The following is a 19,923-nucleotide window of genomic DNA, read 5'->3' on the forward strand; positions in this document are numbered from 1 at the left end:
CTTGTTGAACAACACTTCCGCAGTTGTCAGACCGGTGCCGAACGCACCGTTCTACCGCGCCCTCGGCGACGAGGTGGAGGTCTTCCGCGCCGCATCCCGCCGGGGCCTGCCGGTGCTACTGAAAGGCCCGACGGGATGCGGGAAGACCCGGTTCGTGGAGTCGATGGCGCACGAACTCGGGCGGGACCTGATCACCGTCGCCGGCCATGAGGACATGACGTCGGCGGACCTGGTCGGCCGGTTCCTGCTGAAGGGCGGTGAAACCGTCTGGGTGGACGGGCCTTTGACGCGGGCGGTTCGCGAAGGCGCCATCTGCTACCTCGATGAGATCGTGGAGGCGCGTCAGGACACCACCGTCGTCATCCATCCGCTGGCCGACCACCGCCGCGAACTGCCGGTCGACCGGCTCGGCGTCACGCTGCCTGCGGCCCCCGGCTTTCAGCTCGTCATCTCCTACAATCCCGGCTATCAGAGCGTCCTGAAGAACATCAAGGAGTCCACCAGGCAACGGTTCGTCGCCATCGAGCTCGACTTTCCGCCGGCCGCCGCGGAGACGGAAATTGTGATGCACGAGGCCGGCATCGATGCCGAAACCGCTCGTAGTCTGGTCAAATTCGGTAGCGCCATCCGCAATCTGGACGGCTCACCGCTTCGCGAAGTGGCGTCCACCCGCATGTTGATCCTGGCAGGCGAATTGGTCGCCGAAGGGCTGAGCGTGCGCAGTGCCGTGCAGTCGGCGGTCGTCAAGGTGCTCTCCGACGACCACGACATCGTCCGCGCCCTCGGCGAGCTCGCGGACGCCGTCCTCCCCCGGCCGTGACCGATTCCGTCGGCCCCGAGCAGTTTCGGCTCCTCGCCACGCATGTCGCGGGCCGACCGGTCGATATCGCCGAGGCGCGGGAGGGCGGCGCGGCATATACCGATGGCCAGGTCGTCTACGTCTCCGCGGCGCCGCCCGCACAGCAGCGCCGCGAGGTGCTGGTGCAGAGCGCGCTACTCGGCGCGGGCAGCCTCGATGCGGCCATGCTGAAGTCGCTCCGCGGCCGTCCTGCGGTGGCGCGCCGTTACCTCGCGCTGGAAGGTCGCCGGGTGCTGGCCGAACTGTCCCGCGACCTGCCACTCGCCGCCGAACTCGGTACCGGCGCACCCCACACGGACAGTGCCGGCCAGTCACTGCGGATCGCCAAGGGCCGCACGGCCGTCGAGGACGCGCCGGACTGGTTCGGCGTCATCAAACCTTCTCGGCTGCTGGCCACGGCGATGGGTCCCGGCGCGCGCCCCACCGACAAGGACCTGCAGCTGAAATTCGAGGTGCCGGAGGTTCAGGAGGAACTGGGCGACGAAGACGACGACGCGGGCGAATCCGAGGACAGCAAGATCCTCAAGCTTTTCGAAGCGCCAATGGCGTCGCGAACGATGTCTGATTTCCTGTCCAAGCTATTCGGCAGCTCGCGATCGAAGGGCGAGGACAACGCCGGCGCCGAGATGCAGATCGGCAGCGTTCGGCGGGTCGGCAAGGTCGGCCCCGATGCACGGCCCTTACCCACGCAGATCCGTTTCACCGACGACCGCCGGCCCGGTGCCACGCTGGGAGTCGGCGGCGCCCTCCATCCGGAGTGGGACGTCTTCGCGGGCCGGTACAAAGAGGACTGGTGCCGGGTCATCGACTATCCGCTGACCGCCGCCGCAGATGTGTCCGCGGCCGGGGTCCCGCACGACGATGTGCTGCGGCGACGGCTGTCTCGAATCGGGCTCGGTCCCAAAGTTCTTCGCGGCCGAGCCGACGGCGACGAGCTGGACATCGAGGCGCTGATTGACCTGTTCGTCGACCTGCGCTCCGGGTTCTCACCGCCCGAGCACGTGTATCTCGAGCAGCGCAAGCTCTCGCGCAATCTCGGCGTGCTCATCTTGGTCGATGCCTCGGGTTCGGCAACCGAGACCGACTCCGGCGGCCTGGCTGTCCATGAACACCAGCGCCGGGCGGCTGCCACCATGGCCGCTGTGCTCGAAGAGCTCGGCGATCGGGTGGCCGTCTACGGTTTCCGGTCGCAGGGCCGCCACGCGGTCCACCTGCCTGCGATCAAGCCGTTCGGGCAGCGGTTCGGCGCCGTGGGACGCGCGCGGCTGAATCAGCTTGAACCGTCCGGTTACACGCGGCTGGGCGCCGCCATCCGTGGTGGGGGCGAGATCCTCAAGGAACAGGCGGGCACACCAAACCGGCTGCTCCTCGTGCTGTCCGACGGATTCCCCTACGACGACGGCTACGAGGGCCGCTATGCAGAAGCCGACGCGCACAGGGCACTCGAAGAGTTGCGCATGGACGGTGTTGCCTGCCTGTGCCTTTCGATCGGTGGCGCCAGTGAGACCGAAGCTCTCGAACGCGTCTTCGGCTCCTCCAGCCATGCCAGTGCCGGCACCCTGGCCGAGCTGAGCCCGCGCATGGATGAGCTGTTCCTGTCGTCCCTGCGGGAGTTGGCCGCACCGAAACCAGCGGGCGGTTAGACCGCTGATATCAAGTACTTAACAATTTCCCGGCAGTGCGATATGACTGAGAAGACGACTTTCTCGTCATGAGGTCGAATGAGTGGGGAACTTGTGATCGACGTTGCGCACCTAGCTGATTGGATGGACCGGTCGGGACTACCCGGAGCAGGCGAACCCCTAGAAGCCGCATACCTGTCCGGCGGCACGCAGAACGTCATCTACCGGATCACCCGTGGCGAGGACACCTGCGTTCTGCGCATGCCGCCGCTGGATGCTCCGGCTGACCGGGACAAGGGCATCTTGCGCGAGTGGCGCATCATCGAAGCCCTCGACGGCACCGACGTGCCGCACACCGCAGCGGTGGGAGTGTGCGAGGACGCGACGGTACTCGGCCGGCCGTTCTATTTGATGGGCCACGTCGACGGCTGGTCTCCCATGGACCAGCACGGCGTATGGCCCGACCCGTTCGACGGGAACGCCGACGCGCGTGCCGGACTCTCGTATCAACTGGCCGAGGGCATCGCCTTGCTGTCCAAGGTCGACTGGAAAGCCAAGGGACTGCACGATCTTGGCCGCCCCGATGGCTTTCACGAACGCCAGGTCGATCGCTGGACCGCCTTCTTCGAGCGCATCAAGGGCCGCGACATCGACGGCCTGGCCGTCACCACCGAATGGCTGCGCACTCACCGGCCCCTCGACTTCATCCCCGGCCTCATGCACGGCGACTACCAGTTCGCCAACGTGATGTACCGGCACGGCGCACCGGCAACGATGGCCGCGATCGTCGACTGGGAGATGGGCACGGTGGGCGACCCCAAGCTCGATCTGGGCTGGATGGTGCAGAGCTGGCCGGAGAATACCGATGCACCGTCGGCCATGAACTACGTCGATATGCGCGGAATGCCCTCGCGCACAGCGGTCGTCGAGCACTACGCCGAGGTATCCGGACGCCAGGTCGACGATCTGGACTACTACCTCGTGCTGGCCAAGTGGAAGCTGGCGATCGTGCTGGAGCAAGGTTTCCAGCGAGCCGGTGACAACGAGAAGCTCCTCGCCTACGGACCTGTCGTCACCTCGCTGATGCGTGAGGCGGCCGAGCTCGCCGAGTCCAGCGACTACCGGTGAGAGCCGTCGTCTGCTCCGGTTACGGCCCACCGGAGGTGGTCCGGGTCGACGATGTCCCGGCACCCACCCTGTCCGCCGGGCAGGTCCGGGTCCGTGTCCATATCGCCGCGGTGAACTTTCCCGACGTGCTGTTCATCGCGAATCAGTACCAGGTAACTGTTCCGGTGCCGTTCGTACCCGGTAGCGAATTCGCCGGCATCGTCACCGAAGTCGCTGAAGCCACAGGTGATTTCGCGGTCGGCGACCGGGTGTCCGGTGCCGCTCTGCACGGTGCTTTCGCCGAGGAGGTGGTGGCGCCCACCGCCGGACTGACCCGCATCCCCGACGGCATCGACGACCGGACGGCCGCCGCATACGGCGTCGCCCACGGCACCGCCTACCACGCACTGCGGTCTGCGGCACAACTCAGTTCCGGGCAGGACCTGGTGGTGCTGGGCGCCGGGGGCGGTGTCGGGTTGGCTGCCGTGCAACTGGGCGTCCTGCTCGGCGCGACCGTCACGGCGGTGGCGTCATCGGGCGAGAAGCTCTCCGTGGCAGCGTCATACGGCGCCGCCCACCTGGTGAAGCACGGCACCTCGGACCTGCGCGGCGCCTTACGTCAAGCCGTCCCGGACGGCGCACACGCGGTCATCGATCCGGTAGGAGGCGATGTCTCAGAACCGGCCTTGCGATCACTGCGGCCCGGTGGCCGCTTCGTCACCGTCGGCTTCGCGTCGGGTGTCATTCCCCGCATTCCCATGAATCTGATCCTCATCAAGGGCGCACATGTCATCGGCTTCCAGCTCAGGGACATTCCACCCGACGAATTCCACCGCAACCGAACCGAACTCGCCGCGCTGCTGGCCAGCGGACAGGTGGTGCCCCACGTCGGCGCCGTCTTCCAACTCGACGATACCGCGCGGGCCCTGCGCCTGGTTGCCGACGGCAAGGCCGTCGGCAAGGTCCTCATCGACGTCGCTGGATCGAGGTAACCGACTAGCTTGCCGGGACGAGGTCCGCGGCGACCGAAGCCATCGTGCCGATGCGGAATGTCTCGACAGAGTTCACAGCGCGCCGTACCCCGCACGCGGCCAGCGCCTGAGACTTGAACGCCCTTGCCGCCGCGCTCAATTCGTGATGGACGGTGTCGATGCCGTGCAGCTCGGCGGGACACGTGTCGCCCCACAACGTCACCTCGGTCTGGCCGGCCGCCAACGCGGCCAGGACTCCGCTGCGCACCCGGGGTTCGGTGTCGAACAGGTGGGCCGCGACGGCTACCGTCTGCGGGTGCGGGCGGGTCCTACCCTCGATCAACGCAGACTCGAGATCTTCGGCGCAGACGCCCAGGATCTGCAGCGGCCGGTCGTCCTCGTCGCAATCGGCAATCAGGACGGTGACGTTCCAGCCCGCGGTCACCCGGTCGAACAACCAGCCGCCCGCATTCTCGACAGCCTCCGAGACGGTAGCGGCCACGACGTCGAGGCGATATCTCATCAGGGGATCGTCGGAGCGAGCTCCCGGCGTAACGACTCCACGTAGTCCTTGAACACGTCGGTCACCGGCATCGAAGGATCGAGTAACCATAATGTCTCCATTCCGTTGACAAAGGCCAAAATCTGCACCGCCTTGACGGCGGGGTCCATGTCACTGCGATAGCGGCCAGCCTCTTGGGCTTCCCGGATGCCGTTGCTGAGAATTCCGAGCGCAGCTTCGTAGCGCCGGACCATGCGGTCGTGCAACGGCGCGTCGGGCAGGATGTTCTCGATCAACAGCACAGCGAACGTGCCGACGAGCTCCGGCGACCGCTCGAACCGCTCCGGTACGTGCATCAGTTCTTCGACCAGGTCGCCACTGCGGTCCGCGTGGGCGTCATCGTCGGCGTCGCGCGCGTCGAGCACTGCGTGCAGCAGTTGCTCCTTGGATTCGAAATGGTGCAGCAGGCCGGCAGGCGTCACCCCCGCCTCGCGGGCGATCTGAGCCAATGACGTACTGCGCCAACCATTTCGGGCAAGCAGACGTTGCGCAACCTCGAGGATCCGCGCCTTACGGTCGTCACCCTTGGCAAAGAGTGAGGCGTAGGGACGAGGCTCCGTCACGCCTGCTCCCTTCGACCGAACCAACCTAGTGAACACACAGTAGGTTGGTTTAGCCGGTGTGACAAGGGTCTCAGCGAAATTGTTTCCGCTGAGCGGTTACAGGCCCAGCGACTTCGCGATGATCAGCTTCATCACCTCACTCGTACCCGCGTAGATGCGGGCCACGCGGGCGTTCATGTAGAGCCGGGTGATCGGGTACTCGAGCATGTAGCCGTAGCCGCCGAACAACTGAACACAGCGATCGACCACGCGGGCCTGAACCTCGGTGCAGAACAACTTCACCCGGGCCGCGTCGGCACCGGACAGCTCCCCCGCATTCAGCTCGGAGACGGCCTTGTCGACCATGGTCTGGGCCGCCTCGATCTCGGCTGACATCGCCGCAAGCTCGAACTTGGTGTTCTGAAACGACGCCACCGGCGTGCCGAATGCCTTGCGTTCCTTGACGTAATCGATGGTCGTCGCTACCGCGGCGCGCGCCTGGCAGACGGAACCGACAGCGACCGTCATCCGCTCCTGTGGCAGGTTGTGGCCGAGGTAGCCGAACGCCTCGCCCTCCTCCCCCAGCAGATTCGCCGCGGGTACGCGCACATCGGTGAAGGCGAGTTCGACGGTGTCCTGCTCCTTGCAACCCATCTTGTCCAGCACCCGGCCCTTTTCGAACCCCGGCATGCCGTCCTCGACGACGATGAGCGACAGCCCTCGCCGCCGGTTTTCCGGATCTGTGGACGTACGGGCCACCACGATCACCAAGTCGGCCAGTAGCCCGCCGGTGATGAAGGTCTTGGCGCCATTGAGGACGTAACTGTCACCGTCACGCACCGCGGTGGTGCGTACCCCGGCAAGGTCAGAGCCCGTGCCAGGTTCGGTCATCGCGACAGCCGTCAGCAGGGTGCCGGCCGCCAGGCCGGGAAACCAGCGAGCGCGCTGTTCCGCGTTCGCGTAGTGCAGGAAGTACGGCAGGATCACGTCGAGTTGCGTGCGGACCGTCGAGAGCGTGACGAGGGCGCGTGCCGCCTCTTCCTGGAGCACGACGTTGTAGCGGTAGTCGGGTAATCCCGACCCGCCGTACTCCTCGGGAATGGCCATCCCCAGCATCCCCAGCGAGCCCATCTGCTCGAAGATCGAGCGGGGCATCTGGCCGGCCTTCTCCCAGTCGGCGAAGTACGGCTGCACCTCCTTGGCGACGAAGTCGCGGACCAGCTTGCGGAAGGCCTCGTGGTCCTCGGTGAACAGGTCGCGGCGCATCAAGACTCCAATCTGGGCACGGCCCATCGGCCGGTGAATATCGGTTCGCGATTAGCGGCGAAGGCCGCATATGCCTCCGCGGCATCGGCGGTGGCGAAATTGACTGCCTGGGAACGGGATTCGTTGGCCAGGGCGTCCCGGAGGGTGGCGTCGGCGCCCTGGTTCAACAGGGCCTTGGCCTGCCCGAGCGCGACCGTCGGGCCTGCCGCCAGCCGCGCGGCGAGATCGTCGACGAAGCCGTCGATCTCGGCCCCCGACACCACCCAGGTCACCAGACTGAGCGCCTGGGCCTCATCGGCGTCGATCATCTCGGCCAGCAGCGCAAGTCTTTTGGCCTGTTGCAGGCCGACGATCTTGGGCAACAGCCACGAGCCACCGAGGTCCAGAGACAACCCGCGCTTCGAAAAGATCTGGGAAAACCGCGAATCCGGGGTGGCGACCACGAAATCGCACCCGAGCGCCAGGTTCCAGCCGGCCCCGACGGCGACACCGGTCACCTTGGCGATGGTGGGCAACGACAGCTCGTGCAGCGCCACCGCGACATCGGTGAGCTTCTGCAGTTTACGCAGCGGGTGGATGTCCTCGGGCTCGGAGATATCCGCCCCCGAGCAGAACGCTCCCCCGGCACCGGTGATCACCACCGCCCGCAGCCCGGGATCACGGTCCGCCGCGTGCAGCTCCTCGGCCAGCCGCACCCACAGTTCGGGGTTGATGGCGTTCTTGCGTTCCGGACGGTTCAGCGTCAACGTGCGCACGCCGTCACGGTCCTCGCGGAGCAGCACACTCATCCGATGGCACCGCGCCCGCGCAGTCCGGCGACCTCCTCGGGGGTGAAGCCGAGTTCAGCCAGGATCGCCTCGGTGTGCTGGCCGAGACCGGGCACCGCACCCATCGGGAACTCGAAGCCTTCGATGATGGGCGGCGGCAGGATGGCGTCGATCAGACCGGCAGGCGTGTCGACCCGGCGCCACCGGTCGCGCTCGGACAGTTGCGGGTGCACCAGCACTTCACTGGGCAGGTTGTAGCGGGAGTTGCCGATGCCGGCCTCGTCGGCAACCTTCTGGATGTCTGCCAGATCGTTGGCGGCGCACCATGATCCGATCGCCTCGTTCAGCACATCGCGGTATTCGCACCGGCCCGAGTTGGTGGCGAACCTCGCATCGTCGGCGAGGTCGGGACGCTCGATGATGTCGCGCGCCAGGCGTTGCCATTCGCGGTCGTTGGTGGTGCCCAGCACCACGGTCTGGCCGTCGGCCGTAGCGAACGCCCCGTACGGCGACACCGCGGGCGAACTCATGCCGAGGGGCTGCTGGTCGATGCCGGAATGCTGGGTGTAGGTCAGCGGGTAGCCCATCAGTTCGGCCATGGTGTCGAATAGGCTGACGTTCACCGCCGCGCCGCGCCGTGACCGCGCGTCACGCGAAAACAGCAGCGCCAGAATCGAAAGCGCCGAATACAGGCCCGACGAGATATCCGCGACAGGCGGGCCGGGCTTGGCCGGCGCGCCGGGTGACCCGGTGATCGCGCACGTCCCCGACTCGGCCTGCACCAGCAGGTCGTAGGCCCGCTTGTGGGACAGCGGTCCGCCGGCGCCATAGCCGTCGATCTCCACGGCGATCACATGAGGATGTGAGCCGGCCAGATCGGCGGGCGAGATGCCCAGCCGCGCGGTGGCGCCCGGCGCCAGGTTCGACACCAGGACGTCGGCGCGGTCCAGGAGTCGATGCAGAACGGCCAGGCCGTCGTCCGTCTTCAGGTCGAGCGTCACCGACTCCTTGCCGCGGTTCGCCCAGACGAAGTGCGCCGCTTGGCCTAACACGACGTCGTCGTAGTCTCGTGCGAAGTCCCCGCCGTTCGGGTTCTCCACCTTGATCACCCGGGCACCGAAGTCGGCGAGCGTACGGGTGCACATCGGCGCGGATACGGCCTGTTCGAGGGCGATCACCGTCACGCCCGAAAGTGGTGCGGTGTCTTCTCCCCGGTCGCTGCGCTCTACCCTGCGCGCGGGCAGTGCCCCCAGCCCCCGAGGGGTCACATGACCATCCCGCCGTCCACCGGCAGCACCTGGCCGGTGATGTAAGACGCGGCATCCGAAGCCATGAAGACGAATGCACCGGCGACCTCGTCGGGGTCGGCCCAGCGCTTCATCGGGATGCGGTTCATCATGTTCGCCGCGAACTTCTCGTTGGTACGGATGGTCTCGGTCATCGGTGTGGCCGCCAGCGGGGCCAGTGCGTTGACGGTGATGCTCTTCGGCGCAAGTTCGCGCGCAAGCGATTTGGTGAAACCGATGATGCCGGCCTTGGCCGCCGAATAGTTCACCTGGCCGAGCGTCCCGGTCAGCCCGGCCGCCGACGTCACGTTGACGACGCGCCCCGTGCCGTCCGTCGGAAGGTGGGACAGCGCGGCCTGTGTGACGTTGAACGCCCCCATCACGTGGATGTCGAACAGCAATCGGAACGCGTCCTGCGTCGTCTTCTCGAACATCGCCGGCTTGGTGACGCCGGCGTTGTTGATCAGGATGTGCAGCGCCCCGTCGCCCAATGCCGCCGCCTGTGCGACGGCAGCGTCCGCGGAGTCACGATCTGACACGTCGAGCGCCGCGGACTCAGCGCGGCCGCCCGCCTGCGAAATACGTTCCGCCACAGCGGCAGCAGCGTCCTTGTCGAGATCGGTGACCAATACAGCGGCCCCCGCGGCCGCCAAGGCGCCCGCCACCGCCGAGCCGATGCCCCCGGCGGCACCCGTGACCAACGCCGCGCGTCCGGTCAGGTCGAAATACGTCCTCATCAGTAGCTCCTCGGCAGTCCGAGCACATGTTCGCCGAGGAAATTCAGGATCATCTCCTGGCTCACCGGTGCGATCTTCATCAGGCGGGATTCCCGGAAGTACCGCGACACGTGGTACTCCTCGGAATATCCCATGCCGCCGTGCAATTGCAGGGCCCGGTCGGCCGCGGCGAATCCCGCGTCAGCGCATAGGTATTTTGCGGTATTCGCCTCGCGCCCACAAGGTTTCCCGTTGTCATAGAGCCACGTCGCCTTGCGCAGGATCAGCTCGGCGGCATCGAGGCGGGCCAGTGAGTCGGCCAGCGGGAACTGCAGGCCCTGATTCATGCCGATGGGCCGGTTGAACACGTGGCGCTCGTTGCCGTACTTGACCGCCTTCTCCAGCGCGACCCGCCCGATACCGAGGGCTTCTGCGGCAATGAGCATCCGCTCCGGGTTGAGCCCGTCGAGGATGTACTTGAAGCCCTGACCTTCCTCACCGACGCGGTGCGCTTCCGGCACCATGAGGTCGTCGATGAAAACCTCGTTGGAGCTGACGGCGTTGCGGCCCATCTTGCGGATCGGCCGGATGTCCACGTGGTTGCGGTCGAGATCGGTCAGGAACAGCGTCATGCCGTCGGTCTTCTTGGCGACCTGGTCGTACGGTGTGGTACGGGTCAGCAGCAGGATCTTCTCCGACTCAATGGCCTTGGAGATCCACACTTTTCGGCCGTTGATTCGGTACTTGTCACCTTCACGCTTGGCGAACGTCGTGATGCGCGAGGTATCCAGTCCCGCACCCGGTTCGGTGACACCGAAGCAGACGTGCAGGTCGCCGTTGACGATGCGCGGCAACGTCTCCCTCTTCATCTCCTCGGAGCCGTGCTTGACGACCGGTTGCATGCCGAAGATCGACAGGTGAATGGCGCTGGCACCGTTCATCGCGGCCCCGGACCGGGCCACCTCTTCGAGCAGGAGCGTCGCTTCGGTGATGCCCAGGCCGTGGCCCCCGTACTCCTCCGGGATCGTCATGCCGAGCCAACCACCCTTGGCGATGGCGTCGTAGAACTCCTGGGGAAACTCGTGTGCCTGGTCCTTCTCCATCCAGTAGTGGTCGTCGAACTTGGCTGCCAACTGCGCTACCGATGACCTGATGAGCTCCTGATCTTCGGACAGCGCGAAGTTCATACCGGACGAGATCAACTGTTGGCCTCCGCCGCGGCGTGCAGCGCCTCGCCCCGAGCGCCCTGGGCATGGTGGCTGAGCGCTTGAATCGACACGTCGTGCCCCTCGGCCGCCTTGCGCAGCGCGCCGACCGTGGCCTGCTCGCGCGCAATGTGCTGGAACGGATCGAAGTTGTACCAGCGCATCGCGTTCTCGTGCGTGATCTTGTTGATCTCGTCGTCCGGGACACTATTGGCGGACAACACATCCCACAGTTCTTCCGGAGCGCCCGGCCACATCGAGTCGCTGTGCGGATAGTCGGCTTCCCAGCAGATGTTGTCGATACCGATGTTGTTGCGCAGCGCGACCCCCACCGGGTCGCTGATGAAGCAGGTCAGGAAGTGCTCACGGAACACGTCGCTCGGCACCTTGCCTTTGAAGTCCTGCTTGGTCCACGTCGAGTGCATCTCGTAGGTGCGGTCCGCGCGCTCGAGGAAGTACGGAATCCACCCGGTGCCGCCCTCGGACAGCGCGATCTTGAGGTTCGGGTACTCCTTGATGGGCCGCGACCACAGCAGGTCGGCGGCAGCCTGCACGATGTTCATGGGCTGCAGGGTGATCATGACGTCCATCGGCGCATCCGGCGCGGTGAAGACCAGCTTGCCCGACGAACCGATGTGGATGTTCATCACCATTCCGGTGTCGCACAACGCTTCCCACAGCGGATTCCAGTACGGGTCGTGAAAGCTGGGGTATCCCATGGCCGCCGGATTCTCGGTGAACGTCAGCGCGTGCACGCCCTTCTCGGCGACGCGCCGCACCTCCTGCGCACATTTCTCGGCATTCCAGATCACCGGGATGGCCATCGGGATGAAACGTGCCGGGTAGGCACCGCACCACTCATCGATGTGCCAATCGTTGTAGGCCTGAACCAGCGCCAGCGAGAAGTCCTCGTCCTCGGTGGCGAACAGCCGGCCGGCAAAGCCGGGGAACGACGGGAAGCAGATGGAGCCCAGAATGCCGCCGGCATTCATGTCCTTGACACGCTCGTCGACGTTGTAGCAGCCCGGGCGGATCTCGTCGAGCCCCTGAGGTTCCAGCCCATACTCGTCTTTGGGACGGCCGGCGACCGCGTTGAGCGCGACGTTGGGAATGACGACGTCGCGGAACTTCCACATGTCGCTGCCGTCGGCGTTGTGCACGAGCCGGGGCGCGTCATCGAGGTACTTCGCAGGCAGGTGGTTCTTGAACATGTCCGGCGGTTCCACGAGGTGGTCGTCCACGCTGATCAGGATCATGTCTTCCCTGTTCATCACAAGCCTTCCTCCTGCTCAGTTCTCTACTGATGAAAACTAGCTTCTCTCCTATAGAGAATCAACGTCTACATCGACAAATGGCAGTCGACCAGGCAACACGCCAGCTGGAATGCGGCCCGGCGTTGACCGCGGCGACGAAACGTGCAAATGTATTAGTCAGAAATGAGAATACCATTCTCATCGACGAGAGGACCCGGCCTGATGCGCCTCCCCCCGCTGCCCGCTGACCGCTGGGACGACGAGGTCGACAAAGCGTTGGCCGGCCTCGTGTCGGACGAGCAGCGCGATCCCGAGAAGGTCAGCAATCTGATCGGCACGCTCGCCCGCCACCCGAAGCTGGCCAGGCCTTACCTTCGGTACAGCTTCTACCTGCTGTACTCCTCGACACTGCCGGAGCGGGTTCGCGAGCTCGCCATTCTGCGCGTCGCGCACCGGACCGGCAGCGAGTACGAATGGTTCCAGCACGTCAAGATCGGCCGGCAGGTGGGACTGACCGACGATGAAATCGACGCGGTCACCCGAGGAGAGGCCGGCGACGACTTCGAGCGAGCAGTGCTGATCGCGGCCGACGAACTGCTGGACAAGTACACCCTTTCCGACGCCACTTGGTCAGCGCTGAGCGAGCGGCTCGAAGAGCGCCAGCTCATGGACCTGATGTTCACCATCGGTACCTACGCAGCGCTCGCCATGGCTTTCAACACATTTGGCTTAGAGCTAGACAAGGAGACGTAAACATATGGCCCACTTTCCCAAACCTGCCGCAGGCAGCTGGACCGAGAACTGGCCCGAACTGGGTACAGCGCCGGTCGACTACACCGACTCCATCGACCCGGAGCAGTGGAAGCTGGAGCAGCAGGCCATCTTCCGCAAGACCTGGCTGCATGTGGGCCGCGTCGAGCGGCTGCCCAAGGTCGGAAGTTACTTCACCCGCGAGATGCCGTCGGTCGGCGCCGGCACGTCCATCATCATCGTCAAAGACAAAGATGACACGGTGCGCGCGTTCTACAACCTGTGCCGCCACCGCGGAAACAAGCTGGTGTGGAACGACTATCCAGGCGAGGAAGTGTCCGGCTCCTGCCGCCAGTTCACCTGCAAGTACCACGCCTGGCGGTACGCGCTCAACGGCGACCTGACGTTCATCCAGCAGGAGCACGAGTTCTTCGACGTCGACAAAGCCGACTACCCGCTCAAGCCCGTGCGCTGCGAGGTGTGGGAGGGGTTCATCTTCGTCAACTTCGACGACGACGCGGCACCGCTGAAAGAATATCTCGGCGATTTCGCAAAAGGCTTGGAAGGCTATCCCTTCCATGAGATGACCGAGGTCTACAGCTACCGCTCCGAAATCAAGGCGAACTGGAAGCTGTTCATCGACGCCTTCGTCGAGTTCTACCACGCACCGATCCTGCACATGAAGCAGGCGACCAAGGAAGAGGCCGACAAGCTCGCCAAGGTCGGCTTCGAGGCCCTGCACTACGACATCAAGGGCGACCACTCGATGATCTCGTCCTGGGGCGGCATGAGCCCGCCCAAGGATTTGAACATGGTCAAGCCGATCGAACGAATTCTGCACAGCGGCCTGTTCGGTCCATGGGACCGCCCCGACATCAAAGGCATCCTGCCAGATGAACTCCCGCCGGCCGTCAACCCTGCACGGCAGAAGACCTGGGGCCAGGACTCCTTCGAATTCTTCCCCAACTTCACCCTGCTGCTGTGGGTTCCGGGTTGGTATCTCACCTACAACTACTGGCCGACGGGCGTCGACAGCCACATCTTCGAGGCGAACCTCTACTTCGTCCCGCCGAAGAACACGCGGCAGCGGCTGTCACAGGAGCTGGCGGCGGTGACGTTCAAGGAGTACGCGTTGCAGGACGCCAACACCCTGGAGGCCACGCAGACCCAGATCGGTACGCGGGCCGTCACCGAATTCCCGTTGTGCGATCAGGAGATTCTGCTGCGCCACCTGCACCACACCGCGCACAAGTACGTCGACGAGTACAAGTCGGAACAGTCCGCGAAGACCAACGGGAGAGTTGCACATGTCTGAGACCGCCTTGCTTCCAGCAGAATTCGCCGATCTCGAGCGGTTCTCCGACTGGATTCTGGCAACCGAACCGGAGCGTTACGCCAAACGTCTGGCCTCCAGCATGGACGAGATGCAGGACCTTTACGACGTCGGAATGGCGCGGCTCGAAGAGGTCATGGTTTATCTGGACTCCCGATTCCCGTTGCACGACATGCCAGATGACGCCAAGCGCCTGATGCACCTGATGCAATCGGTCGTGATGGTGTCCTTCCCGGTCGAGGTGTGGAAGCAACCGCGCGTGCTCGACAGTGGGGCCGCGTGGGTCGAACTGGTGCGGGAGCCGGTGGTCTGAATTGTCGGCTCTTCGCGCAAGCGGCTCATCGCATACCGTGCTCACCGTGAAAGCCGCTGGGCTGCTTGACGTCGACGCCGGGGAGATCGTCCGCCCGGGCATCGTCCGCGTCGACGGTGACCGCATTGTGAGCGTCGGCGGTCCGGTCGAAGGTGAGGTCATCGATCTGGGCGATGCGATCCTGCTGCCCGGACTGATGGACATGGAGGTCAATCTCCTGATGGGCGGCCGGGGTGAGAACCCCGGCCTGTCCCAGGTTCAGGACGACCCGCCGACTCGGGTCCTGCGCGCTGTCGGCAATGCCCGCCGCACCCTGCGCGCGGGGTTCACCACCGTGCGCAACCTCGGCCTGTTTGTCAAAACCGGCGGCTATCTGCTCGACGTCGCACTGGGCAAAGCGATCGATGCCGGCTGGATCGACGGGCCGCGCATCGTGCCGGCCGGCCACGCCATCACCCCGACCGGCGGCCACCTGGACCCGACGATGTTCGCCGCGTTCGCCCCGAACACGCTCGAGCTCACCATCGAGGAGGGCATCGCCAACGGTGTCGACGAAATCCGTAAGGCGGTCCGCTACCAGATCAAGCACGGCGCCCAGCTGATCAAGGTCTGTTGTTCCGGCGGCGTCATGTCGATGACCGGTCCTCCTGGTGCACAACATTATTCGGACGAAGAGCTGCGCGCCATCGTCGACGAGGCGCATCGTCGTGGACTGCGCGTCGCCGCACACACGCACGGCGCCGAAGCGGTCATGCACGCGGTCGATGCCGGCATCGACTGCATCGAGCACGGCTTCCTGATCGATGACGAGGCCATCGCCTCCATGGTCGAGCACGGCACGTTCCTGGTCAGCACCCGGCGCCTCGCCGATGCCATGGACGTCTCGCATGCCCCGCCCGAATTGCAGGCCAAGGCAGCCGAGATGTTTCCGATCGCCCGCAAGTCGATCCTGGCCGCATACGAGGCCGGCGTGAAGATCGCCGTCGGCACCGACGCACCGGCCATCCCGCACGGCAAGAACGCCGACGAACTCGTCACCCTGGTCGAGTTGGGCCTGCCGCCGCTCGCGGTGCTGCGGGGCGCCACCTCCACCGCGGCCGACCTCCTCAACGTCACCGACCGCGGTCGGATCGCCGAGGGTCAGTTGGCCGACATCATCGCCGTACCGTCGGATCCGTTGTCCGACATCAGTGTTACGCAACACGTCAGCTTCGTGATGAAAGGGGGAAAGGTCTATGTCAGCAACTGACGAGATCGTCGCGATCCAACAGCTCCTCGCCAAGTACGCGGTCACCATCACCCAGGGTGACATCGACGGCCTGGTCTCGGTGTTCACGCCTGACGGCACCTACAGCGCGTTCGGCGACACCTACCCGCTGGACCGGTTCCCGGAATTGGTCGACGCTGCACCCAAAGGCCTGTTCATGACCGGGACCGCCCTCGTCGACCTCGACGGCGATACCGCCGCCGGAACCCAGCCCCTGTGCTTCGTCGAGCACTCCACCCACGACATGCGGATCGGCTACTACCGCGACACCTACATCCGCACGGACGACGGGTGGCGATTGCGCACCAGGGCAATGACTTTCATCCGTCGCAGCGGGGAGCACGACTCCGGCCGGCCGCACGCGGTAGGTCGCCCCCGCCCGTGATCGATGCAGCCACGCTCCCCGACGTCGCCGAATTCCGTGCACGCCTGACTGCATGGCTCGACGAGCATGACCTCACCCCGGGGCCCGACCACTCGTTGGAAGGTCATCTACGCCAGTTCGCGCGCGTACAGAAGGCGCTGTACGACGCCGGCTGGAGCCGCCACGGCTGGCCTGAGCACGCCGGCGGCCTCGGTGGTCCCGCGATGCTGCGGGCCATCGTCGGTGAGGAAGTCGTCGGCCGCCGGCTCGCCGAGCCCGGACCGTACTCGATGCTCGAGGTGCTGGCACCGACGATGATCGACTATGCATCGCCCGAATTGGCTGCCGAGATGGTGCCCAAGCTTCTCAGCGGCGAAGAGCAATGGTGCCAAGGGTTTTCCGAACCGGGCTCAGGTAGTGACCTGGCGTCGTTGACCACCCGGGCCGTGCAGCGCGGTGACAAATGGGTCATCAATGGCCAGAAGGTGTGGACGAGCTTCGCGCAACATTCCGACCGGTGCATCCTGCTGACCCGTACCGGGGATGCGGAAACTCCGAACCACCAAGCCATCACCGCGTTCTTCATCGACATGGACTCCCCCGGCATCACCGTGCGTCCGCTGCGCACCATGCACGACGTGGACGAGTTCTGCGAGGTGTACTTCGACGACGTCGAGGTCGACGCGAGCCGGATGCTCGGAAAACCCGGCGACGGTTGGCAACTCGCGATGGACCTGCTCCCCTATGAACGCTCGACCTGCTTCTGGCAGCGCATCGCCTACCTGTATTCACGATTCGACGCCTTGATCCAGGAGGTCAAAGATCAGGGCCAGCCCGTGGATTCCGATCTGGGCGAGGTATTTCTGGCCCTGCACACGCTGCGCTGCAGGTCCAGGGCCACCCAGCTGAGACTGGCGGAAGGGCACAAACTGGGCCCGGACACGTCGATCGACAAGGCGCTCCTGGCCGGTGCCGAACAGCGACTCTACGACGCCGCGCGCGATCTGCTGCCCGGCGTCGTCGAACTCGACGAAACCCCATGGCGCACCGAATATCTGTACTCGCGTGCCGCCACCATCTACGGCGGCACCGCCGAAGTGCAACGCAACATCATCGCCCGCCGGCTGCTCGATCTCGGGAAGGAGTGACATGTCCGCGCACCTCGATGCCGCATCCCTAGGGCTGCTGGAAGACACCCTGCGTAAGACGATGCTGTCATGCTCCGGCCCCAAGTTGGACGCGGCACTCACCGAGCTCGGCTGGGCCGAGATGCTCACCGATATGGCCGACGCGGCGGTGCCACTGGTGTTCCGGCTGCTCGGCGAAACCGGTTCACACGCTTCGATTCTCATGGACGTGGTGCTGCATGCCACCGGCAACACCATCGGCGACACCGTGGCACTGCCGCTGCCGTATGCCGGCAATACCTGGGTCGTGTGGGACCGAGGTGCTACGAGGGTGGACCCCACCCTTGGCGGGTTGCCCCTGCGACGCGAAGACGAAGGCTATCCCATCCGCGTGGCCGAGGCTCGCATCGCCGTCGGCTGGTGGCTGGTCGGCTCAGCCCGGGCCATGCTGTCGCTGGCGCGTCAGCACGCCCTGGACCGCGTGCAGTTCGGCCGACCCATCGCAGGGTTTCAGGCGATCCGGCACCGGCTCGCCGAGACACTCGTCGCCATCGAAGGCGCCGAAGCGACTCTGGGGCTCCCGATCTCGGACAGCCCCGACCTGGTCGCGCTGCTCGCCAAGGCCGCGGCCGGCAAGGCGGCCTTGACTGCGGCGAAGAACTGCCAGCAGGTGCTCGCGGGTATCGGGTTCACCGCAGAGCACGATCTGCACCGCCATGTGAAGCGCGTCCTGGTGCTCGACGGATTGCTGGGCAGTTCAAGGGAACTCACCAAGAAGGCCGGAGGTGGGCTACGAGCCCGGGGCTCGGCACCGCGGTTGGCGCAGTTGTAGCCTCCAAAGACTTTGGCCACTTTGCTTGCACTGATCACAGCAGGTAACTAGCGCCCCTTGCGCTACCGCGTGGATGGCATTGCCTCATGTCAACGACGCGCGCGTTGGTGAGTTCGTTGCCTCATGTGAGGGTGCGCGCGTTGGCATCGGGGCTGCCCCATCATTTGGGCCTACCGTGACCGCCGGCGGGCCGGTCGACATCGTCAAGCGCGCACTTTTAATGAGGCAACGATGTTGCCATTTCACGCGCATCTTTGAGGAGTCAACCCGCAGGATATCCACCTTGCCATTCGAACAGTTGTTCGATAGAATGTGGTATGGGAATCGCAGAGGATCTCACGACCAGTCTCGACATTGCCCGAGGTTTGGGCGTTCCGGATGACATCACCGGAGACGACGCCCTCGAGTCGATGCGGGTGCTGGTGACGCTGCGCGGCGTGGTCGATCATCTGGCGGCGATGGTGGTCGGGGTGCTGGATCGGTGTGGCGTTGCGGCTTCGCAGGGGCGGACGCTGCGGGAATTGTTAATCGCGTTGGGGTGTGCACCGAGCGTGGCGGAGCGGCTGGTGCGTGTCGGTGGTGCGTTGCCGTCGTTGCCGACGCTGGCCGCCCATGCTGCGGATGGGGCGATGTCCGGTGAGCATGTGGATGCGATCGTCAAGGGCATCAACCATATTCGGGCCCGCTCACCGGGCCCGGTGGATGAGGAGGCCCGGTTCGCGCAGGTGACCGATCTGGTGGGGCAGTTCTTCTCCGGGGCCACCCCCGCCCAGATCGGGGACCGCGCCCGCCGGCTGGGCAACCGGGTCGCCGCCTCTGAGGGTGGGCTGCCGGCGGCCGAGGACCGGTCGATCAACACCGTCGATCACCGGGTGACCAGCGACGGGCGCCTGCAGGTGCGGGCGGATCTGGATGCGGAGGTGGGTGCGAAATTCGTGGCCGCCATGGAGCAGTGGTCGGCGCCGCGGCCCGAACCGGACGGCACCGCTGATGTCCGTTCGGCGGGGCGGCGCCGGGCCGACGCCCTGGAGGCGGTGCTCGATATCGCCGCGCGTGGCGGGGATATCGCGTCGGCGCCGCGCACCCAGTTGCTGCTGACGGTGCCCGCTGACGCGCCGGACCTGGCCCAACTCGAGTTCATGGGATCGATCAGCATGGCGACGCTGGAACGAATCTGCTGCGACACCACGGTGACCACGGTGATCGTGGACGGCGAGCAGGTACCCCTGGACATGGGGCGCGAGAAACGGTTGTTCCCGGCGCCGCTGCGCAAAGCGCTGTATCTGCGGGATCAATGCTGCATCAAATGCGGGGCACCTCCCGGACGTACCCATGCGCATCACATCGTGCACTGGACCCACCACGGCGAAACATCACTGAGCAACGGCTGCCTGCTGTGCCCGGCGTGTCACGCCAATGTCCATCACGACGGCTGGGACGTCGTCATGGGCCTGGACAAACACCCCTGGCTCATCCCACCGGTGGCCGTGGACCCCCACCGCAGACCCATCCCCGCCTACAACCGCCGCACCATGCGACTGGACGTGGCCGCATAACGCACGGCCTCGAATCTACTGCGCACCTTGACAACTCAACAGTGATAGGCGGATCGCGGGCCTGCTGCTTCGGCGGCGGAGCCGAGTCAGCAGGCCCGCACACCGGCCGAGCACGATGCTCGACTCAGCTGCAGACGAACGGCGCGGCCGGCGGGCCTGCTTCATCGACCAGTAGGCGCCGCGACGCTGGAGCGACGGGGCGCCGCAAAGACCTCCGCACCAACG

At 65.5% G+C, this 19,923-nt stretch carries 20 protein-coding genes; 12 read left to right on the forward strand and 8 right to left on the reverse strand.

Annotation, left to right across the window (positions count from 1 at the left end; genetic code table 11):
* Position 1 precedes the first annotated feature (1 nt).
* From ACX12F_RS18565 to ACX12F_RS18580, 4 genes are all read left to right on the forward strand, one after another.
* A complete protein-coding gene (locus ACX12F_RS18565; RefSeq protein ID WP_459365963.1) occupies positions 2-820 on the forward strand; it encodes a CbbQ/NirQ/NorQ/GpvN family protein in 819 nt (272 codons plus the stop codon).
* Positions 817-2,502: a nitric oxide reductase activation protein NorD gene (locus tag ACX12F_RS18570; protein WP_459365964.1), complete on the forward strand. Its 1,686-nt coding sequence runs from the start codon at positions 817-819 to the stop codon at positions 2,500-2,502. Before ACX12F_RS18565 ends, ACX12F_RS18570 begins: the two co-directional genes overlap by 4 nt.
* A gap of 78 nt (positions 2,503-2,580) precedes the next feature.
* Positions 2,581-3,609, forward strand: a complete 1,029-nt coding sequence (locus tag ACX12F_RS18575; protein ID WP_459365965.1) for a phosphotransferase family protein — start codon at positions 2,581-2,583, stop codon at positions 3,607-3,609.
* Positions 3,606-4,580: an NADPH:quinone oxidoreductase family protein gene (locus ACX12F_RS18580; protein WP_459365966.1), complete on the forward strand. Its 975-nt coding sequence runs from the start codon at positions 3,606-3,608 to the stop codon at positions 4,578-4,580. Before ACX12F_RS18575 ends, ACX12F_RS18580 begins: the two co-directional genes overlap by 4 nt.
* A 4-nt stretch (positions 4,581-4,584) precedes the next feature.
* Here ACX12F_RS18580 and ACX12F_RS18585 read toward each other — a convergent pair whose 3' ends face one another.
* From ACX12F_RS18585 to ACX12F_RS18620, 8 genes are all read right to left on the reverse strand, one after another.
* Entirely contained in the window at positions 4,585-5,082 is a 498-nt protein-coding gene (locus ACX12F_RS18585) for a hypothetical protein (protein ID WP_459365967.1), read from the reverse strand.
* Positions 5,082-5,684, reverse strand: a complete 603-nt coding sequence (locus ACX12F_RS18590) for a TetR/AcrR family transcriptional regulator (protein ID WP_459365968.1) — start codon at positions 5,682-5,684, stop codon at positions 5,082-5,084. The genes ACX12F_RS18585 and ACX12F_RS18590 overlap by 1 nt, the downstream gene beginning before the upstream one ends.
* A 96-nt stretch (positions 5,685-5,780) precedes the next feature.
* Complete coding sequence (locus tag ACX12F_RS18595) at positions 5,781-6,929, reverse strand: acyl-CoA dehydrogenase family protein (RefSeq protein ID WP_459365969.1); 1,149 nt, start codon at positions 6,927-6,929, stop codon at positions 5,781-5,783.
* Complete coding sequence (locus ACX12F_RS18600; protein ID WP_459365970.1) at positions 6,929-7,717, reverse strand: enoyl-CoA hydratase/isomerase family protein; 789 nt, start codon at positions 7,715-7,717, stop codon at positions 6,929-6,931. Before ACX12F_RS18600 ends, ACX12F_RS18595 begins: the two co-directional genes overlap by 1 nt.
* Positions 7,714-8,841, reverse strand: a complete 1,128-nt coding sequence (locus ACX12F_RS18605; protein WP_459370424.1) for a CaiB/BaiF CoA transferase family protein — start codon at positions 8,839-8,841, stop codon at positions 7,714-7,716. Before ACX12F_RS18605 ends, ACX12F_RS18600 begins: the two co-directional genes overlap by 4 nt.
* A gap of 119 nt (positions 8,842-8,960) precedes the next feature.
* On the reverse strand, positions 8,961-9,719 hold the full coding sequence (locus tag ACX12F_RS18610; protein WP_459365971.1) for an SDR family NAD(P)-dependent oxidoreductase: 759 nt from the start codon (positions 9,717-9,719) through the stop codon (positions 8,961-8,963).
* The gene (locus tag ACX12F_RS18615) at positions 9,719-10,885 is read right to left on the reverse strand and encodes an acyl-CoA dehydrogenase family protein (RefSeq protein WP_459365972.1); all 1,167 of its coding nucleotides are present in this window, start codon (positions 10,883-10,885) and stop codon (positions 9,719-9,721) included. The genes ACX12F_RS18610 and ACX12F_RS18615 overlap by 1 nt, the downstream gene beginning before the upstream one ends.
* An 11-nt stretch (positions 10,886-10,896) precedes the next feature.
* Positions 10,897-12,174, reverse strand: a complete 1,278-nt coding sequence (locus tag ACX12F_RS18620; protein WP_459365973.1) for an amidohydrolase family protein — start codon at positions 12,172-12,174, stop codon at positions 10,897-10,899.
* 204 nt (positions 12,175-12,378) lie between these two features.
* On the opposite strand from ACX12F_RS18620, the gene ACX12F_RS18625 reads away from it, so the two are divergent.
* The 8 genes from ACX12F_RS18625 to ACX12F_RS18660 all read left to right on the forward strand — a co-directional run bounded on the left by ACX12F_RS18625 (position 12,379) and on the right by ACX12F_RS18660 (position 19,698).
* Positions 12,379-12,909, forward strand: coding sequence for a carboxymuconolactone decarboxylase family protein (locus ACX12F_RS18625; protein WP_459365974.1), 531 nt, complete (start codon positions 12,379-12,381; stop codon positions 12,907-12,909).
* A gap of 4 nt (positions 12,910-12,913) precedes the next feature.
* A complete protein-coding gene (locus ACX12F_RS18630; protein WP_459365975.1) occupies positions 12,914-14,221 on the forward strand; it encodes an aromatic ring-hydroxylating oxygenase subunit alpha in 1,308 nt (435 codons plus the stop codon).
* Positions 14,214-14,552 carry a hypothetical protein gene (locus ACX12F_RS18635; protein ID WP_459365976.1) on the forward strand — a complete coding sequence of 113 codons (339 nt, stop codon included), beginning with the start codon at positions 14,214-14,216 and terminating at the stop codon, positions 14,550-14,552. Before ACX12F_RS18630 ends, ACX12F_RS18635 begins: the two co-directional genes overlap by 8 nt.
* 37 nt (positions 14,553-14,589) lie before the next feature.
* Positions 14,590-15,801 (forward strand): metal-dependent hydrolase family protein, encoded by a 1,212-nt coding sequence (locus ACX12F_RS18640; RefSeq protein ID WP_459365977.1) that lies wholly within the window; start codon positions 14,590-14,592, stop codon positions 15,799-15,801.
* Positions 15,788-16,204, forward strand: coding sequence for a nuclear transport factor 2 family protein (locus tag ACX12F_RS18645; protein ID WP_459365978.1), 417 nt, complete (start codon positions 15,788-15,790; stop codon positions 16,202-16,204). Before ACX12F_RS18640 ends, ACX12F_RS18645 begins: the two co-directional genes overlap by 14 nt.
* Entirely contained in the window at positions 16,201-17,331 is a 1,131-nt protein-coding gene (locus ACX12F_RS18650) for an acyl-CoA dehydrogenase family protein (protein WP_459365979.1), read from the forward strand. Before ACX12F_RS18645 ends, ACX12F_RS18650 begins: the two co-directional genes overlap by 4 nt.
* 1 nt (position 17,332) lies before the next feature.
* Positions 17,333-18,142 (forward strand): acyl-CoA dehydrogenase family protein, encoded by an 810-nt coding sequence (locus ACX12F_RS18655; protein WP_459365980.1) that lies wholly within the window; start codon positions 17,333-17,335, stop codon positions 18,140-18,142.
* Positions 18,143-18,459: 317 nt separating this feature from the next.
* Positions 18,460-19,698, forward strand: coding sequence for an HNH endonuclease (locus tag ACX12F_RS18660; RefSeq protein WP_459365981.1), 1,239 nt, complete (start codon positions 18,460-18,462; stop codon positions 19,696-19,698).
* The last annotated feature ends 225 nt before the right edge of the window (positions 19,699-19,923 follow it).

The sequence above is a fragment of the Mycolicibacterium sp. HS_4_1 genome (genome assembly GCF_054515875.1).

Coding starts and splice junctions, on each gene's coding strand:
- ACX12F_RS18620 (WP_459365973.1), bottom strand. CDS start 12,174: ATGAACAGGGAAGACATGATCCTGATCAGCGTGGACGACCACCTCGTG.
- ACX12F_RS18610 (WP_459365971.1), bottom strand. CDS start 9,719: ATGAGGACGTATTTCGACCTGACCGGACGCGCGGCGTTGGTCACGGGT.
- ACX12F_RS18615 (WP_459365972.1), bottom strand. CDS start 10,885: ATGAACTTCGCGCTGTCCGAAGATCAGGAGCTCATCAGGTCATCGGTA.
- ACX12F_RS18575 (WP_459365965.1), top strand. CDS start 2,581: ATGAGTGGGGAACTTGTGATCGACGTTGCGCACCTAGCTGATTGGATG.
- ACX12F_RS18595 (WP_459365969.1), bottom strand. CDS start 6,929: ATGCGCCGCGACCTGTTCACCGAGGACCACGAGGCCTTCCGCAAGCTG.
- ACX12F_RS18645 (WP_459365978.1), top strand. CDS start 15,788: ATGTCAGCAACTGACGAGATCGTCGCGATCCAACAGCTCCTCGCCAAG.
- ACX12F_RS18625 (WP_459365974.1), top strand. CDS start 12,379: ATGCGCCTCCCCCCGCTGCCCGCTGACCGCTGGGACGACGAGGTCGAC.
- ACX12F_RS18600 (WP_459365970.1), bottom strand. CDS start 7,717: ATGAGTGTGCTGCTCCGCGAGGACCGTGACGGCGTGCGCACGTTGACG.
- ACX12F_RS18630 (WP_459365975.1), top strand. CDS start 12,914: ATGGCCCACTTTCCCAAACCTGCCGCAGGCAGCTGGACCGAGAACTGG.
- ACX12F_RS18635 (WP_459365976.1), top strand. CDS start 14,214: ATGTCTGAGACCGCCTTGCTTCCAGCAGAATTCGCCGATCTCGAGCGG.
- ACX12F_RS18585 (WP_459365967.1), bottom strand. CDS start 5,082: ATGAGATATCGCCTCGACGTCGTGGCCGCTACCGTCTCGGAGGCTGTC.
- ACX12F_RS18605 (WP_459370424.1), bottom strand. CDS start 8,841: ATGTGCACCCGTACGCTCGCCGACTTCGGTGCCCGGGTGATCAAGGTG.
- ACX12F_RS18655 (WP_459365980.1), top strand. CDS start 17,333: ATGTCCGCGCACCTCGATGCCGCATCCCTAGGGCTGCTGGAAGACACC.
- ACX12F_RS18660 (WP_459365981.1), top strand. CDS start 18,460: ATGGGAATCGCAGAGGATCTCACGACCAGTCTCGACATTGCCCGAGGT.